The sequence below is a fragment of the Prosthecodimorpha hirschii genome, from assembly GCF_001305515.1.
Classification (GTDB): domain Bacteria; phylum Pseudomonadota; class Alphaproteobacteria; order Rhizobiales; family Ancalomicrobiaceae; genus Prosthecodimorpha; species Prosthecodimorpha hirschii.
Window position 1 is genome coordinate 1,166,331 of the sequence record NZ_LJYW01000001.1, and the last position, 17,439, is coordinate 1,183,769.

Here is a 17,439-nt window from a genome sequence, read left to right on the forward strand (position 1 = left end):
CCCACGGGGTTTCGCGAAGCCTCAGCGGATCTCCTCGGTCTCCTGATCTCCCGGCGCATCCCAATGAGCCCCGCGATCTTCCGGCGTCTCCCCTCGATCTCCCGAAGGCCGACGCATCCCAAGGAGCCCCACGATCTTCCGGCGCATCCCCCGGTCGCCCGAAGCCCTACGCATCCAAAAGAGCCCCAAGATTTTCCGGCGCATCCCCGGACAAGGCCCGTCAGGGCCGCCGATCCGGGCCCCAATCGCCTCACGGCGGCGTCAAAATCCGCATTCCGCGCAAAGGTTTGCGGCAGGTTGGCGAGCGAGTGGGTCCGGCTCTCCGCTTACGCTCCGGCCGGGAATGCGTTGGGGGATCTGCGACTTCACCGGAGGCCGGGAATGCGCCGGGGGGTCTGCGACTTCCCCGGGGGTCGCGGATGCGTCGGCAGGTCCGCGGCTTCCCCGGGAGCCGCGGATCTCCTCGGTCTCCCGATCTTCCGGCGTATCCCCTCGGTCTCCCGAGACCCGACGCATCCCAAGGAGCCCCACGATCTTCCGGCGCATCCCCTCGGCCTTCCGAAACCCGACGCATCCCGAGGAGCCCCACGATCTCACGGCGTATCCCTTCGGTCTCCCGAAGCCCGACGCGTCCCAAGGGGCCCAAGATTTTCCGACGTATCCCCTCAGTCTCCCAAAGCCCGACGCATCCCAAGGAGCCCCGCGATCTCCCGGCGTATCCCCTCGGTCCTCCGAAGCCCGGCGCATCCCGAGGAGCCCCACGATCTCACGGCGGATCCCTTCGGTCTCCCGAAGCCCGACGCATCCCAAGGGGCCCAAGATTTTCCGGCGCATCCCCGGACAAGGCCCGCCAGGGCCGCCGATCCGGGGCCCAATCGCCTCACGGCGGCGTCAAAATCCGCATTCCGCGCAAAGGCTTGCGGCAGGTTGGCGAGCGAGTGGGTCCCGGCTCTCCGCTAACGCTCCGGCCGGGAATGCGCCGGGGGATCTGCGACTTCACCGGAGGCCGGGAATGCGCCCGGGGGGTCTGCGACTTCCCCGGGGGACGGGACTGCGCCGGCAGATCCGCGGCTTCCCCGGGGGCCGGCGCGCATTCGGGTGCGCCCTCCCCTCAGGCGTCGGCGAGGTCGGGGTGCGTCTCGATCCACCCGGCGGCGTCGGCGACCAGCTTGTCGCCGGCCTCGCCGAGCTTCTCGATCGTCTCGAAGCCGAAGCGGTGCACGTCGCGCAGGGTGCGCGTCAGGACGACCAGCCGGCCGCAGGTCAGCAGGACGCGGCCGAAGCCCTCGTGGCTCATCTTCATCATCGGCGAGGCGATGCGGCCGGTGACGCGTTCGATGTCGATGCCGACCGCCGCGTAGAATTTCTCCAGCCGCCAGAGCACGTCCGGATCGGGATCGCCGATGATCGGGATCTCGCGGCGCTGCTCCTTGGTGACGATGAAATCGGTCAGAAGGTCCGCATCGGTGCGGCCCTCCCAGGTGCCGTAGCTGTCCTCGGCACGCATCAGGCGCACCAGAGCGCGCACGAAGGGCGAGGCGAGCCCGGCGGGCTTGTCGAGAAGGTCGGTGCTCATCGGGGTCTCCTGATCGGATGTGGAGGGCGAGCCGTCCGGCTCAGTCGTCTTCGAAGCTCGGCTTCGCCGTGTTGAGGCCGGCCTCGGCCAGCACCTTGCGCAGCCAGGGCGGCGGGGCGCCGTTCAGCATGGTGCGGGTCTTCTCCAGCACCTCCTCGATCGAGGCGGCCTGCGGCACCTTGATCGGATGGATGCGCGCGGAGACGACCTTGGCGGCGGACGGGCCGCCGATCGCCAGGCAGAACAGCAGATGGCAGCCGGTGAGCGCGTCGACCTTGGGGGCGATGCGATCCTCGCCCTCGCTTTTGTGGGCGCCGGACTCGTCGGAATTGTCGTCGAAGGCCAGCGCCTCGACGAAGCTCCAGCCGTCGCGGGTCACGTCGTAGACGGCGAATTTCGGCGCCGAGCCGAAATGGGCGTTGAGCCCCTTCATGTCGCGGGTCGCGATCGCCACGCGCACCGCCCCGGTCGGGCGCTCCGGCGGAGCCGGCGCCTCGTCAGTGCTCACGAGTTGCAGGCGTCGAACGGCGGTCATGGTCGTCATGCTCCCGGTTGCGGAAGGGATCGAGATCGGCCGGCACCGGCTCGCGCCGCGCCTCCTGGAAGATGTTGGACGTGCGGAAGATCAGGTCGCGCAGGCCCTGGTAGCCGACCGACAGGAGGTGCTGGCTGCCGAGCCGGTCGAAGACGGGGAAGCCGACGCGCATCAGCGGCAGGCCGAGCCGCTCGGCGGCCTGGCGGCCATGGCTGTGGGTGACGATCAGGTCCGCCCCCTCGGCGAGGCGCTCCAGGTCGCCGAGATCGCCGACCTGGACGCTGTCGCACGGGATGCGCTCCAGGATCTTCGAATGCCCGGTCGTGGTCACCGCGGCGTGGATGTCGGCGCCGAGGCCGGTGAAGAAGGTTGCCAGCGCGTAGAGATGGTCGGGCTCGGCGGCGATCGCGATGCGCTTGCCGCCGAAGTGGAAATGCCCGTCGAGCAGGGCATCCTGCGCCTGCGCGCGGCGGCGCCGGATGCCGGCCGGAACCGGTCGGCCTGAGAGTTCCGACAGCAGCATGACGAAACGGTCGACCGCCTTCAGGCCGGTCAGGTCGCGGAACAGCGAATAGTCGACCCCGGTCAATTCGGCGAGCCGCGCCGCCGGGGCGCGCATGTGCTCGCCGATGGCGATGGTGTGGCGGGCGTCGCCGAGGGTCCGGATGTCGTCGATCGGCGTGCCGCCATAGGTGGTCGGGATCCAGCGGTCCGGCACCGTGCCGTCGAGCGACCCGGAGACATCCGGCAGGATGACCGGATCGAGCCCGAAGGCCTCGACCATGGCGCGAAGATGCTCGATGTCGGCGACGGTCAGGTGCCAGCCGGGCAGGATGTTGACGCGGTCGCGCTCGCGCCGGCGGCCGGGCGCGCGGTCGGCGATGCCCTCGATCATCGCCGTGACCGCCTTGGCCCAGCCCTCCTCGATGGCGCCGTCGAAATCCGGCGTCTGCGCCAGCACCACCTCGGTGCCGGCCAACTCCGTCGCCCGGCGCGCCTTGATGGCGGCGAGATCGCCGGCGAAATCCTCGCCGCGCGTCTCGACCAGCGCCGTCGTGCAGACGCCGATCAGCTTGGGCTTGGTGCGGGATTTCAGGTTGAGGATCGCCTCTTCGAGATGGTCGGCGCCGCCCAGGATGGTGGCGATCTCGTCCATCGCGGTCGTCTGCAGCGGGATGGTCTCCTTGAAGTGCCGGACGAACAGCACCAGCGCGAAGGAGGTGCAGCCCTGGCTGCCGTGGAACAGCGGCACCGCGCCGTCGACGCCCAGATAGGCGAAGGCCGCGCCGAGCGGCTGCGAGGATTTCAGCGGGTTGACCGCCGCGGCCTTGGAAGGTTGGAGGATCGATGCCATGACGCGCCTCCTCAGCATTCGCCCATGTCGTCGGCGGTGGTGCCGGCGAACTTGCGACGGGTCAGGGCGATCGCGCCGGCCTCGGCCGGGGCCGACGCCAGGCCCGAAGGCAGGCCGCCGGCATCCCAGGGCGCCGGTGCCCGCACCGTCTCCCAGACCGGATTGGCGAGCGCGATGTCGATCTGGCGCACCAGTTCGACCATGCCGTCATAGCCCGCATAGGGATGGTGGCGCTCCTGGTTGATGTCGAGCCAGGGCATCTTCGCCTTCAGGGCGATGAACTGGGTACGCCCGCCGGACAGCATGATGTCGGCCTTGCCGGCGGCGAGCAGCGCGTAGAGATCGCGCGGCGCCATGGCGTCGAAGGCGTGCTTGTCGTCCTTCAGGAGCTGTTTGATCCGCTCCTTGTCCTCCGGCGTCGACTTCTTGGTCGAGGTGCCGACGATCTCCAACCCGACCTCCTGCAGCGCGGCGACCACCGACCAGGATTTCACCCCGCCGGTATTGAGCAGCACGCGCTTGCCTTGGAGGCGCGGCCGGAACGCCGCCAGCCGCTGCCAGACGATCGCCTCCTCCTGCATGATCAGGGCCTCGGTGCGTTCGATCAGGGACGGGTCGGCGCCGCGCATCACCAAGAGCCGGGCGAGGCTGCGCAGCGCGTCGGAGGTGTCGGAGACGCCGTAGAAGGAGCCCTCGAAGAAGGGAATGCCCCAGCGTTCCTGCATCTTGCGGGCGAGCGTGATCAGCGCGGTCGAGCAGACCATCATGGTGGCGCGCGCGGTATGGGCGGCGGCCACGTCGCGGTAGCGCGCATCGCCGGGAATGCAGGCGCGCACCCGGATGCCGAGCCGGTCGAGCAGCGGCTTCACCATCCAGAATTCGCCGGCGAGATTGAATTCGCCGAGGATGTTCACGTCGGTCGGGCCGACATCGTCCGGCTCGAGCGTGCCGATGACGTGGTCGATCAGCGCCTCGCCGGCGAGCTTGTTGCCGAGATTCTTGGAGCCGACGAAGCCCGGCGCGTTGACCGGCACCACCGGCAGGCCGAAGCGCTCGCCGGCGCGCCGGCAGACCGCCTCGATGTCGTCGCCGATCAGCGCGGTGACGCAGGTCGAATAGACGAACACGGCCGGCGGCGCGTGCCGCTCGACGATCTCGCGCACCGCGCGGAACAGCTTCTTCTCGCCCTGCCCCATGACGATGTCGAGTTCGGTCAGGTCGGTCGTGAAGGAGCGGCGCCAGAGATCGGAGCCGGACGAGCCGGCACCGCGATTGTCCCAGCTGTTGCCCTCGCAGGCGAGCGGGCCGTGGATCAGATGCGCCACGTCGGTGATCGGCTGCAGCGCGATCTTGGCCCCGTCGAAGGCGCATCCGCCCGCCGCCGCCCCCGGCGTCAGCGGCTTCGAACAGCCCTTCTTCTTCGCCTTGGCGTCCTTGGCCTGATTCTTGTCGCAGGCCGGCTCGTTGAAAACGTCCTGAATGCGCGCTTGCAGCGACATGGGCCTGGCCCCTCCGCGACGCCGATGGTCTCGTGAGGGGAGATCAGCAAGCGGTGTGCCAGGATATTAATATTATGATTTCATTGAATTTTTCTCGTCCTCGAAGCACTCGGCCCGACAGTCGACACGACGATGTCGGAAAGGCAACGTCACATCGGCGGAAGAGCCACAACGACATCGGTGGCCGCGAAGTCGTTGCCGACGAACAGGAGCGGACAATCCAAGTGCTTGGCCAGGCAGTAGGCAAAGCAGTCGCCGAAATTGAGCCCGGCCCGATCGAATCCCTTGCCCCACCGTCGGTAGGCGGCAGCGGCAGTATCGGCCGTATCCGCATCGACGGCCACGACCTCGACGTGAAGGGCGTCGATCAGTTCGTTGAGTTCCTCGAGATAGCCGCGCATGACGGCGACGATCTTCGCCTCGGTCAGCGTCCCGGCGGAGATCACCCGCCGGTCGGCCTCGACGAGAGATCGGGATATCAGTTCGAAACCGGCCTCGCGCTGCAGGACGGCGACGAGTGCCGACGTGTCGACCGCGATCACAGGGGCAGACCGTCGTGGCCGTAGAGAAAATCCTGCGACCGCGCCGCGTCCGGGCCGGGCGTCGCCTTGGCAGAGGCGGACCGGCTGATGCGATCGATGACCGCGTAGATGTCCTCGTTCGTGGCGTTGCCGCGCGGCTTCGGGGCGGGCGCCAGCGAAACCAGTTTCGCCGCTGGTGCGCCTTCGCGCGTGAGCACGATCTCCTCGCCGGCTTCGGCGCGGCGGACCAGTTCGGCGAGGTGACCTTCTGCATCCTTGAGCGGAATATTCATGGCTCCACCCTCCAGCGTCGCGCCAGCATGGGCAAGAAGGCGCACAAGGTCAATTTAGGCTTGGGTTGTCGCACCAGAATATCCGGATCGTCCGCCCGTACCGCCCTTCATTCGAGCGGACCAGCCTCTGGAACCCCTCCCCTGCGACGCCGAACGGCCGGCCTCCTGGTGGAGGCCGGCCGCAGGGTCCGACGGGTGTTGGGGATCAACGGGTCAGATCGAAGGAATAGTCCGTCTCGCCGGGCAGGATGGTGTCGTCGTCGAGCTTGTCGAAGACCTTGTCGAGGATCGCCGTCAGCACGCGCAGGCCGCCCTGGTAGCCCCAGAGGGGGAAGCGGTGATGGTGGTGGCGGTCGAAGACCGGGAAGGTCAGGCGCAGGAGCGGCGTGCCGGTGTCGCGCTCCAGATACTTGCCGTAGGAATTGCCGATCAGCATGTCGACCGGCTCGGTGAACAGAAGCGAGCGCAGGTGCCAGAGGTCCTTGCCGGCCCAGACCTTGGCGTCGCGGCCGAAGGGCGAGGCGTCGAGCATGGCGCGCATCTCCTCGCCCCATTGCTTGGTGCCGTTGGTCGCCAGGCAATGGATCGGCTCGCCGCCGGTCTCCATGACGAAGCGCGCCATCGCCTGGACGAAGTCGGGATCGCCGTAGATCGCGTATTTCTTGCCGTGCAGCCAGGACTGGCTGTCCGCCATGGCGTCGACCAGGCGGCCGCGCTCCATGCGGATCGCCTCCGGGATCGGCTTGCCGGCGAGCGCGGAGATCTTCATCAGGAGTTCGTCGGTCGCCCGCACGCCCATCGGGTAGTGGAACGAGGCCGTCTCCTGGCCCTTGCCGGCGGCATAGTCGAGCGTCTTGCGCGTGTTCCAGGTCTGCAGCGACAGGGTCGCCTTGGCGTTGATCGCGGCCTTCACGTCCTCGATCTTGGTGCCGCCGTCATACATGCGGAACTCGCCGTCGGCGGGCGTGTCGAACTGGTCGGAGGCATCGCCGAGGATCGTGTAGTCGACGCCCATCAGATCGAGCAGGCGCTTCAGCTCGCGGTTGTTGCCGACGCAGAAGCCGTCGAAGCCGGGGATGATGTTGATCGCATTGCCCGGCTCGCGCGCGGCGTCCTTCCAGAAATGCTCCAGGATGCCCTTGACCATGTTGTCGTAGCCGTCGACATGGCTGCCGACGAAGGCCGGCGTGTGGGCGAAGGGCACGTCGAAGCTCTGCGGCACCGAGCCCTTGTCCTTGGCGGTCTGGATGAAGGAATGCAGGTCGTCGCCGATCACCTCGGCCATGCAGGTGGTCGAGACGGCGACCATCTTCGGCCCGTAGAGTGAATAGGTGTTGGCGAGGCCGTCGACCATGTTGTTGAGCCCGCCGAACACCGCCGCATCCTCGGTCATCGAGGAGGAGACCGCGCTGCACGGCTCCTTGAAATGGCGCGACAGGTGCGAGCGGTAGTAGGCGACGCAGCCCTGCGAGCCATGCACGAAGCTCATGGTCTTCTCGAAGCCGGCGGCGGCGAAGACCGCGCCGAGCGGCTGGCAGGCCTTGGCCGGATTGACCACCAGGGCCTCGCGGGCGAGGTTCTTCTCGCGGTATTCCCAGGTCTTGGTGAACTCGCCCTGCTCGGCGACCTGCGCGTCGGGCACGCCGCATTCGAACATCTTCTTCTTGTTGGCGAGCATCTCCTTGTATTCGGGCTGCCGGAACAGCGGGGCGTGGTCGAGCACGGTGTCTGCGGATTGCGGCATGGTGATCACCTCGGGTCGCCCGGGCCGCGCCATACGGCGGCACTGTCGGGTGGGTGAAGGGGGGCGCGACGGACGCGCGGGGTCGGTCCCTGCGGGCGGGCGGCTCGCAGGGGTCTCTCCATCAGGGGGATCGGTTAGCGACGCGCGACGCGCCTCATTCCGCCGCGACCGCGAAGGTCTCGGGCGTCTCCCAGGGCGCGTCGAACAGGCCCCAGACCGGGTTGTTGATCGCCAGATCCATGTCGCGGGCGAAGATCGCGAAGCCGTCATAGCCGTGATAGGGGCCGGAATAGTCCCAGCTGTGCATCTGGCGGAACGGGATGCCCATCTTCTGCACCGGGTACTTTTCCTTGATGCCCGAGCCGACCAGGTCGGGACGGATCTTCTCGATGAACTTCTCCAGCTCGTAGCCGGTCACGTCGTCGTAGATCAGCGTGCCGTTCTTCACGTAGTGACCGGTGCGCTGGTAGTCGTCGTTGTGGCCGAACTCGTAGCCGGTCCCGGCGATCTCCATGCCGAGATCCTCATAAGCCGTGATGACATGGCGCGGGCGCAGGCCGCCGACATAGAGCATCACGGTCTTGCCTTCGAGGCGCGGCCGATACTTGGCGATCACGGCATCGACCAGCGGCCGGTACTTGGCGATCACCGCCTCGGTCTTCGCCTCGATCTCCGGCCCGAAATGCTTGGCGATCTTGCGCATCGAGGCTTCGATCTGGGACGGGCCGAAGAAATTGTATTCCATCCAGGAGACGCCGTACTTCTCTTCCATGTGCCGGCAGATGTAGTTCATCGACCGGTAGCAATGGATCAGGTTGAGCCGGGCCTTCGGCGCCCGCTCGATCTCGGCCAGCGTCGCGTCGCCCGACCAGTTGCCGACCACGCGCAAGCCCATCTCCTCGAGCAGGATGCGCGAGGCCCAGGCGTCGCCGCCGATATTGTAGTCGCCGATCACGTTCACGTCGTAGGGGCCGGTCTCCCAGGCGCTCTCCTTCTTGTCGAAGACCCAGTCGCGGATGGCGTCGTTGGCGATGTGGTGGCCGAGCGACTGCGACACGCCGCGGAAGCCCTCGCAGCGCACCGGCACGATGGTGGTGTCGTGCTCCTTGGCCTTCTTCTTCGAGACCGCCTCGATGTCGTCGCCGATCAGGCCGATCGGGCATTCGGACTGCACCGAGATGCCGTTGGCGAGCGGGAACAGCGTCTCGATCTCGTCGATCACCTTCTCCAGCTTCTTGTCGCCGCCGAAGACGATGTCGCGTTCCTGGAAGTCGGAGGTGAATTGCATCGTCACGAAGGTGTCGATGCCGGTCTGGCCGATATAGTAGTTGCGCCGCTGCGACCATGAATACTGGCCGCAACCGACCGGACCATGGCTGATATGGACCATGTCCTTGATCGGCCCCCAGACCACGCCCTTCGAACCGGCATAGGCGCAGCCGCGGATGGTCATCACGCCCGGGATGGACTTGATGTTCGACTTCACGTCGCATTCGGTGAGATGCTTGATCTCGCCATGTTCCTCGTCCTCGCCGGCCGCCTTGGCGACCGAAAGATGCTTGCGGCGGCGCTTGGCGAACTTGTCGGGATATTGCGACAGCACCTCCGCGATGACCTTCTCGTTGAAGGCGCCGTCATTCTCATAATCGAGGCTCATGGAGGCCCCCTCGTTCGATCGGGTTGGCGGGCGGGACCGGACGCCGCCGGGGTCAAGGCCCGGCGCCGACCGTTCCCCGCGCGCGATCGCTTCGGGCATGACCCGCCCGGACGAAACGACCGTCGCGCATCCAGGGACTTCAGAGCCCGGCGGGGCTCGCACGAGGCCCGCCGGGACCCGCGTCGGTGCCGCGCTCAGTGCGCGGCGGCGGCGCGGGCGGCCGCGGCGGCTTCCTTCGCCTGCAGCTCGGCCAAGGCCTGCTCGTCGGACTTCATGATGCCGAAGGCGAGCAGCATGTCCTCGAGTTCCTCCATGGTGATCGGGGTCGGGATCGTGCCCTTGCCCGAATTCGCATGGATCTTGCTCGCGAGCTGGCGGTACTCCTGGGCCTGCTGGCTGTCCGGCGCATACTGGATGACGGTCTGCTTGCGCAGCTCCGCATGCTGCACGATGTTGTCGCGCGGCACGAAATGGATCAGCTTGGAATTGATCCGCGCGGCGAGCGCCTCGGCGAGGTCGAGCTCGCGGTCGGTCTGGCGCTCGTTGCAGATGAGCCCGCCCAGGCGCACGCCGCCGGAATGGGCGTATTTCAGGATGCCCTTGGCGATGTTGTTGGCCGCGTAAAGGGCCATCATCTCGCCGGACATGACGATGTAGATTTCCTGGGCCTTGTTCTCGCGGATCGGCATGGCGAAGCCGCCGCAGACCACGTCGCCGAGCACGTCGTAGGACACATAGTCCACGTCGTCATAGGCGCCGTTCTCTTCCAGGAAGTTGATCGCGGTGATCACGCCGCGGCCGGCGCAGCCGACGCCCGGCTCCGGACCGCCGGACTCGACACACTTGATGCCGTTGTAGCCGATCTTGAGCACGTCCTCGAGTTCCAGGTCCTCGACCGAACCCTGCTCGGCGGCGAGATGCAGGACGGTGTCCTGGGCCTTGGCGTTGAGGATCAGGCGGGTGGAGTCGGCCTTCGGGTCGCAGCCGACGATCAGGATCTTCTGGCCGAGCTCGACGAGCGCGGCCAGGGTGTTCTGGGAGGTGGTCGACTTGCCGATGCCGCCCTTCCCGTAGAATGCGATCTGGCGCAGAGCTGCCATGGTGTGGGTCCCTTTCCCCTCGTTCGGGACCTCCTCCGAGATCCCGGGAAATCGCGGCAGCACGACCGCCGCCTCGCGGAAAGGGTATTTTCAAGCCGCGTGCCAACTCGCCGCCGCGATATAATTGTTCATGATTTCAAATACCTAATGGAAAGACCACCACACCGCGAGGTCCGACGGACCCGTGTCGCGAGGCCGACAATTCGCGACAGGCCTGTCGCGCCCGCCACGCTGCGGCCCGCCGTCGCCCCGGGCTACATCACCAGCGCCCTGCCGGGGACGAGCGGCACGAAGCGCACCGCGCCGAGCACCTCGGCGTGGAAGCCGTCGCGCCGGCGCACGACGCGCTGCAGCTGCTGGACGGTGCCCGGCTCGCCGACCGGCATGACCAGGACGCCCTCCGGCGCCAATTGGCTGAGCAGCGCGTCGGGAATGCGCGGCGCGGAGCCGGCGACATGGATGCGGTCGAAGGGGGCCTGATCGGCCCAGCCCTCCAGGCCGTCGCCGAAGGCGGCCTCCAGGTTGCCGAGCCGCAGCGCCATGAAGCGGCCGAGGGCCAGGTCGACCAGGCCGCGATAGCGCTCGACGGTGAAGACCTGCCGGGCGATCCGCGCCATCACGGCCGCGGCGAAACCGGACCCGGTGCCGATGTCGAGCACGCGCTGGTCCGGTCCGATCTTCAGATGCTGCAGGATGCGCCCGATCGTCGACGACGCCGTGGCGGTCTGGCCGCATTCGATGGCGAGCGGGCGATCGTCGAAGGCACGGATGCGATCCTCGGCCGCGGCGAAGATCTTGCGCGGGCATTGCTCGATCGCCGACAGGATGGCCGGATCGAACACGCCGCGCGACCGCAGCGACAGGACCAGCCGGGCGAGCCGCACGCGATCATGCTCGTCCATGGCCAGGATGGCGGGATCGATCGGACGGGTCGGAAGACCTCGGATCAAGGCGCAGTCCGTGGGGCAAGGGCCGCTGGGAGGCCGACTATTTCGCGAATCTGCGGACTTCGCAATGCGTTCGCCGCAAATGCGCAACCAGCGCCGCAAACAGACGAAGCCCCCCGCACGCGTCGCGTCGGAGGGCTTCGCCGGCCGTCAGCACATCGGGATTGCGAAAGGGTCAGCCGACCAGTTCGACGCCCGAGAAGAAATAGCGGATCTCTTCGGCGGCGGTCTCCGGAGCGTCGGAGCCGTGGACCGAGTTCTCGCCGATCGACAGCGCGAATTCCTTGCGGATGGTACCCTCGGCGGCGTTGGCCGGGTTGGTGGCGCCCATCACTTCGCGGTTCTTGGCGATCGCGTTCTCGCCTTCGAGCACCTGCACCACCACCGGGGCGGAAGACATGAACTCGGTCAGTTCGCCGTAGAAGGGACGCGCCTTGTGGACGGCGTAAAACTCCTGGGCCTGACGCAGGCTCATCCAGATGCGCTTGGAGGCGACGACGCGCAGGCCGGCGGCTTCCAGCTTGGCCGTGATGGCGCCGGTCAGGTTGCGGCGGGTCGCGTCGGGCTTGATCATCGAGAAGGTGCGTTCGATCGCCATGGGATCCTCGGCTTCAGGGGAAACGGTCGGGCCGGCTTATAGCCCGCGTCAACCGGAACGCCAAGGGGCCGCAACGGCATCATCGCGAGCCAAAAGCGCCTCACCCAGTCCGCAAACGGCCTCAGGGGCGCGGGCGAGCCGCACCCCTGAGGTCGGGTCCGTGAAGGGGGTTCGGTCAGGCCTTGCGTGCCGAAGGGTCAGTTCGGCGCGCGGTCCTGCCCGGACTTTTCAGGGGTGTTCACAAGCTTCAGTTCGGCCATGTCGCCTTCGCGCTCCCGGACGGTGAAGCTCGGGATCACGGCGTTCTTGGCGACCACGGTCGTGTTGTTGACCGGGTCGGAGCGATAGACCAGGGCGCCGGACGGGTCGCGGAACTCCACGACGGCGCCCTTGGGCCCGATCAGTTCGACATGGCTGACGACCGCGGCCGGGTCGATGTCGGTATAGGTCAGCGCCGGACGGGCCTCGCCCATCCGATCGCCGCGCAAGGCCGGCACCACGCCGATCGAAGCGTTGACGGACGTGAGGGCGATGACGCCCACGACGGCACCGGCGCAGAAGCCGGCGACCATCATCTTGTATTCGCTACGCATGAATGCCTCCCTCGGCATTACACCTGGGGGCGGATTCTCACCCGGACACGTCGCCTTTTTTCGATGCGCAGCGGGGCTCCTATTCCTCCGCTGCGCCGGCGTGTTCGCCTTATCCGCTCTCGTGATGTTCTATATAGCGCAGGTCCGTTACCCTGCTTTTGCGTCCAACGCTCAAATTGTTTCAAGGTTGCGTGAATTGTTTCGCGACATGCAGATTTCACGGTAACGGTGTCGTGAATACGGTCGAAGAGCTTCGGGCAGCCTTCTTGCGGCCCCCCTGGCGGCCTTCGGGCAGCCCTTGGCCGGACTGCCCGTGCCGGTCACCGGCCTCCGCCGCTCACGGGACCAGCATGCCGCGCTGAACGGCCGGGCGGGCACCGACCTGATCGACCCAGCGGCGCACATTGTCGATCGGCGGCAGGCCGTCGGCGATCTGGTCGGCGAGGCCGGTCAGGGCGTTGAGCGTCCAGGCGTAGGTCGCCATGTCGGCGATGGAGTAGTCGGCCCCGGCCAGATAGGCGTTGCCGGCCAGCTGCCGGTCCATCACGCCGAGCAGACGCTGGGTCTCCTTGACGTAACGATTGATGCCGTAGGGCACCTTTTCGGGCGCATAGCGGATGAAGTGGTTGGCCTGGCCGAACATCGGACCGACACCGCCCATCTGCCACATCAGCCATTGCAGGGTGTGGTAGCGCCCGGCCCCGGAAGCCGGCAGGAACCGCCCGGTCTTCTCGGCCAGATAGATCAGGATGGCGCCGGACTCGAACAGCGACAGCGGACCGCCTTCGGCATCGTGGTCGACGATGGCCGGGATGCGATTGTTCGGGGCAACCTTCAGGAAGGCCGGATCGAACTGCTCGTTCTTGCCGATATTGACCGCCTTGACCTCGTAGGCGAGGCCCATCTCCTCGAGTGCGATGGAGATCTTGCGGCCGTTGGGCGTGGCCCAGGTGTAGAAGGTGATCATGGGATGTGGCGCCTCGACATTCGAACCGGTCGCGACCGGCGACGGCGCGACCCTATTAGTTCGGTTATCCGGAACAAATGAACTCGTTGTGATCGCACGCCACCGACCCGGCGTCGCGCGCCGCGCGCGACCCCGACCCGACGACATCGGTCGCGACACTAGCGCGGAACCCCGCCATGTCCGTCCATCCGGCACGCGCCCCAGGGCCGCGCTGACCGCAACCCTGGAGCCGTCCGGCATCGAGGGCCGCGAGCCCGGCACGGCTGTTCGGAGGTCACCCGCGCGACCGTCACTGTCGGCTCGACGGCGCTACTCGGCCGCGGCCCGGAAGCTGACCGGGTCGTAGTTGAGGATCGGCGCCAGCCAGCGTTCGGCGGTCTCGATGTCCCAGCCCTTGCGGGCGGCATAGTCCTCGACCTGATCGCGCTCGATGCGGCCGACGCCGAAATAGTGGCTGTCCGGATGGGCGAAATAGAGCCCCGAGACGGCCGAGCCGGGCCACATGGCATAGCTTTCGGTCAGCCGGATGCCGGCCGCCGCCTCAGCGTCGAGCAGGCGCCAGAGCGTCGCCTTCTCGGTGTGGTCGGGCTGGGCCGGATAGCCCGGCGCCGGCCGGATGCCCTGGTACTTCTCGCCGATGATGTCCGCCATGGCGAGCGCCTCGCCGGCCGCATAGCCCCAGAATTCCGTGCGCACGCGCCGGTGCAGATATTCGGCGAAGGCCTCGGCGAGGCGGTCGGCCAGGGCCTGAGACAGGATCTTGGAATAGTCGTCATTGGCCCGGGCGAAACGGGCCGCGACCGCTTCCTCGCCGATCCCGGCCGTCACCGCGAAGGCGCCGACATAGTCCGGGATGCCGCTGTCGTGCGGTGCGACGAAATCGGCCAGCGCCAGGTTGCGCCGCGCGCCGGCGGCCCGCCCGATCTGCTGGCGCAGGGTGTGGAGCCGGGCGATCTCGCGCGAACGGCTCTCGTCTTCGAACAGCACGATGTCGTCGCCGGCCTGCGCGGCCGGGAAGAAGCCGATCACGCCGTTGGCGGTCAGCCAGTTCTCCGCGACCATCCGGTCGAGCATGGCGCGGGCATCCTCATAGAGCGCGCGCGCGGCCGGGCCGATCCGGGCATCGTCGAGGATGGCCGGGAAGCGGCCGACCAGTTCCCAGGTCGCGAAGAAGGGCGTCCAGTCGATATAGGGCACCAGGTCGGCGATCGGCACGTCGGCGAGCCGGCGCGTGCCGAGGAAGGACGGCCGGGTCGGGCGCCAGGCGCCGAAGTCCGGCACGAAGCGGTTGGCGCGGGCGGCGGCCAGCGGCACGCGCTCCTTGTCGGCCCGGCTGCGGGCATGGCCTTCGCGGATGGCGACATAGTCGGCGCGCACCTCGGCGACCGTCTTGTCGCGGTGGCCGCCGAGCAGCGACGAGACCACGCCGACCGCGCGGCTGGCGTCGGTGACGTAGACGGCCTGGCCACGCCGGTAGTTGGGATCGATCTTGACCGCGGTGTGGACGCGCGATGTCGTCGCCCCGCCGATCAGGAGCGGCAGGTCGAAGCCCTCGCGCTCCATCTCGGCGGCGACATGGCACATCTCGTCGAGCGAGGGCGTGATCAGCCCGGACAGGCCGACGATGTCGGCGCCTTCGCGTCGCGCCGTCTCCAGGATCTTCGCCGCCGGCACCATGACGCCGAGGTCGATCACCTCGTAATTGTTGCACTGGAGCACGACGCCGACGATGTTCTTGCCGATGTCGTGCACGTCGCCCTTGACGGTCGCGAGCACGATCTTGCCGGCCGTGCTCTGGCCGGTGCCGCCACCGGCGGCCTTCTCGGCCTCCATGGCCGGCATCAGCCAGGCGACCGCCTGCTTCATGACGCGCGCCGACTTCACCACCTGCGGCAGGAACATCTTGCCGGCGCCGAACAGGTCGCCAACCACGTTCATGCCCGCCATGAGCGGCCCCTCGATCACGTCGAGCGGCCGGCGGGCGGCCTTCAGCGCCTCCTCGGTGTCGGCCTCGATATGGTCCGTGATGCCGGCGACCAGGGCGTGTTCCAGGCGCTTGGCGACCGGCCAGGAGCGCCAGGCGAGATCGGCCTCCCGCTTCTCGACCGTCGCGCCGGCCTTGAAGCGCGGCGCGGCCTCCAGGAGCCGTTCGGTCGCGTCCGCCCTTCGGTTGAGCACCACGTCCTCGGCAAGGTCGCGCAGATCCGCCGGCAGGTCGTCATAGACGGCGAGTTGGCCGGCATTGACGATACCGAAATCCATGCCGGCCTGGATGGCGTGGTAGAGGAAGACCGAGTGCATCGCCTCGCGGACGGGATCGTTGCCGCGGAACGAGAAGGACAGGTTGGAGACCCCGCCCGAGACATGGGCATGGGGCAGGTTCGCCCGGATCCAGCGCGTCGCCTCGATGAAGTCGACGCCGTAGGTGGCATGTTCCTCGATGCCGGTGGCGACCGCGAAGACGTTCGGATCGAACACGATGTCTTCCGGGTCGAAGCCGACCGTACCGGTCAGGATGCCGTAGGCGCGCCGGCAGATCTGCGTCTTGCGCGCGAAGGTGTCGGCCTGGCCCTGCTCGTCGAAGGCCATCACGACGACGGCCGCCCCGTAGCGGCGCGCCTTGCGGGCCTGCTCCAGAAACGCCGCCTCGCCCTCCTTGAGCGAGATCGAATTGACGATCGGCTTGCCCTGGACGCATTTGAGGCCCGCTTCGATGACCGACCATTTCGAGCTGTCGATCATCACCGGCACGCGCGCGATATCGGGTTCGGCGGCGATCAGGTTCAGGAAGGTGACCATGGCCTTCTCGCTGTCGAGCAGGCCTTCGTCCATGTTCACGTCGATCACCGTCGCCCCGGCCTCGACCTGCTGGCGGGCGATGTCGAGCGCGGCGCGGTAGTCGCCGGCGGTGACCAGCTTGCGGAAGCGCGCCGAGCCGGTGACGTTGGTGCGCTCGCCGATATTGACGAACGGAATCTCCGGCGCATGCGTGAAGGGCTCCAGCCCGGACAGCCGCATCCGGTGCGTCCGTTCGGGCACCCGACGCGGCGCGATCCCCCGGACCGCCTCGGCGATGGCGCGGATATGCTCCGGCGTGGTGCCGCAACAGCCGCCGACGATGTTGACGAGGCCGCTCGCCGCGAAGTCGCGCAGCATGCCGGCGGTCGCCTCGGGCCGCTCGTCGTAGAGGCCGAATTCGTTGGGCAGGCCGGCATTGGGATAGGCGCAGACCAGCGTGTCGGCGACCCGGCCGATCTCGTCGATATGGGCGCGCATCTCGCGGGCGCCGAGCGCGCAGTTGAGCCCGACCGAAAAGGGGCGCGCATGACGCACCGAATGCCAGAAGGCGGTCGGCGTCTGCCCCGACAGGGTCCGGCCGGACAGGTCCGTGATGGTGCCCGAGATCATCACCGGCAGGCGCAGCCCGATCTCCTCGAACACCTCGTCGATCGCGTAGAGCGCCGCCTTGGCGTTGAGGGTATCGAAGATGGTCTCGACCAGCAGGATGTCGGCCCCGCCCGCGATCAGCCCGCGCGCCGCCTCCGCATAGGCCGCGCGCAGGTCGTCGAAGGTCACCGCCCGGTAGCCCGGATCGTTCACGTCCGGCGACATCGAGGCGGTGCGGTTGGTCGGCCCGATCGCGCCGGCGACGAAGCGCGGCCGCGACGGATCGGCGGCCTCGGCCGCATCGCAGGCCTCGCGCGCCAGCCGGGCGCCGGCGAAGTTGAGCTCGTAGGCCAGCGCCTCCATGCCGTAGTCGGCCATGGCGATGGTGGTCGACGAGAAGGTGTTGGTCTCGACGATGTCGGCGCCCGCCGCCAGATAGTCGGCATGGATCGAGCGGATGATGTCCGGCCGGGTCAGGCTGAGGAGATCGTTGTTGCCCCGCAGATCGCTCGCCCAGTCGGCGAAGCGCTCGCCCCGATAATCCGCCTCACCGAGGCCATGGCGCTGGATCATCGTCCCCATGGCCCCGTCGATGACCAGGATCCGCTCGGCGGCGAGCCGGGCAAGACGGGCGGCGGCGGGAGAGGTGGGGAGCGACATGGAAAACA

General features: G+C 67.9%; 14 protein-coding genes. All 14 read right to left on the reverse strand.

All coding sequences use genetic code 11. From position 1 onward, the window contains the following. Positions 1 to 1,111: 1,111 nt before the first annotated feature. Positions 1,112 to 1,576, reverse strand: a complete 465-nt coding sequence (locus tag ABB55_RS05060) for a NifX-associated nitrogen fixation protein (RefSeq protein ID WP_054357837.1) — start codon at positions 1,574 to 1,576, stop codon at positions 1,112 to 1,114. Between the two features lie 40 nt (positions 1,577 to 1,616). Further along, positions 1,617 to 2,111 (reverse strand): nitrogen fixation protein NifX, encoded by a 495-nt coding sequence (gene nifX / locus ABB55_RS05065; RefSeq protein ID WP_054357838.1) that lies wholly within the window; start codon positions 2,109 to 2,111, stop codon positions 1,617 to 1,619. Beyond that, complete coding sequence (gene nifN, locus ABB55_RS05070) at positions 2,074 to 3,465, reverse strand: nitrogenase iron-molybdenum cofactor biosynthesis protein NifN (protein ID WP_054357839.1); 1,392 nt, start codon at positions 3,463 to 3,465, stop codon at positions 2,074 to 2,076. Before nifN ends, nifX begins: the two co-directional genes overlap by 38 nt. Positions 3,466 to 3,476: 11 nt before the next feature. After that, positions 3,477 to 4,964 (reverse strand): nitrogenase iron-molybdenum cofactor biosynthesis protein NifE, encoded by a 1,488-nt coding sequence (nifE, locus tag ABB55_RS05075; protein WP_054357840.1) that lies wholly within the window; start codon positions 4,962 to 4,964, stop codon positions 3,477 to 3,479. A gap of 149 nt (positions 4,965 to 5,113) precedes the next feature. Next, positions 5,114 to 5,506, reverse strand: a complete 393-nt coding sequence (locus ABB55_RS05080) for a type II toxin-antitoxin system VapC family toxin (RefSeq protein WP_054357841.1) — start codon at positions 5,504 to 5,506, stop codon at positions 5,114 to 5,116. Beyond that, a complete protein-coding gene (locus ABB55_RS05085; RefSeq protein ID WP_054357842.1) occupies positions 5,503 to 5,778 on the reverse strand; it encodes a type II toxin-antitoxin system Phd/YefM family antitoxin in 276 nt (91 codons plus the stop codon). Before ABB55_RS05085 ends, ABB55_RS05080 begins: the two co-directional genes overlap by 4 nt. A 205-nt stretch (positions 5,779 to 5,983) precedes the next feature. Then, positions 5,984 to 7,522, reverse strand: a complete 1,539-nt coding sequence (gene nifK, locus ABB55_RS05090) for a nitrogenase molybdenum-iron protein subunit beta (protein ID WP_054361851.1) — start codon at positions 7,520 to 7,522, stop codon at positions 5,984 to 5,986. A 154-nt stretch (positions 7,523 to 7,676) separates the two neighbouring features. Then, entirely contained in the window at positions 7,677 to 9,179 is a 1,503-nt protein-coding gene (gene nifD, locus ABB55_RS05095; protein WP_054357843.1) for a nitrogenase molybdenum-iron protein alpha chain, read from the reverse strand. Between the two features lie 194 nt (positions 9,180 to 9,373). Then, positions 9,374 to 10,279: a nitrogenase iron protein gene (gene nifH / locus ABB55_RS05100; protein WP_054357844.1), complete on the reverse strand. Its 906-nt coding sequence runs from the start codon at positions 10,277 to 10,279 to the stop codon at positions 9,374 to 9,376. A 254-nt stretch (positions 10,280 to 10,533) separates the two neighbouring features. Beyond that, positions 10,534 to 11,229: a protein-L-isoaspartate(D-aspartate) O-methyltransferase gene (locus tag ABB55_RS05105; protein ID WP_200912004.1), complete on the reverse strand. Its 696-nt coding sequence runs from the start codon at positions 11,227 to 11,229 to the stop codon at positions 10,534 to 10,536. Between the two features lie 172 nt (positions 11,230 to 11,401). Continuing rightward, a complete protein-coding gene (ndk, locus tag ABB55_RS05110; protein ID WP_054357845.1) occupies positions 11,402 to 11,824 on the reverse strand; it encodes a nucleoside-diphosphate kinase in 423 nt (140 codons plus the stop codon). A gap of 197 nt (positions 11,825 to 12,021) precedes the next feature. Further along, a complete protein-coding gene (locus tag ABB55_RS05115; protein ID WP_054357846.1) occupies positions 12,022 to 12,417 on the reverse strand; it encodes a hypothetical protein in 396 nt (131 codons plus the stop codon). Positions 12,418 to 12,754: 337 nt separating this feature from the next. Continuing rightward, positions 12,755 to 13,384, reverse strand: a complete 630-nt coding sequence (locus ABB55_RS05120; protein ID WP_054357847.1) for a glutathione S-transferase N-terminal domain-containing protein — start codon at positions 13,382 to 13,384, stop codon at positions 12,755 to 12,757. A 309-nt stretch (positions 13,385 to 13,693) separates the two neighbouring features. Beyond that, a complete protein-coding gene (gene metH, locus ABB55_RS05125) occupies positions 13,694 to 17,431 on the reverse strand; it encodes a methionine synthase (RefSeq protein ID WP_054357848.1) in 3,738 nt (1,245 codons plus the stop codon). Positions 17,432 to 17,439: the final 8 nt, after the last annotated feature.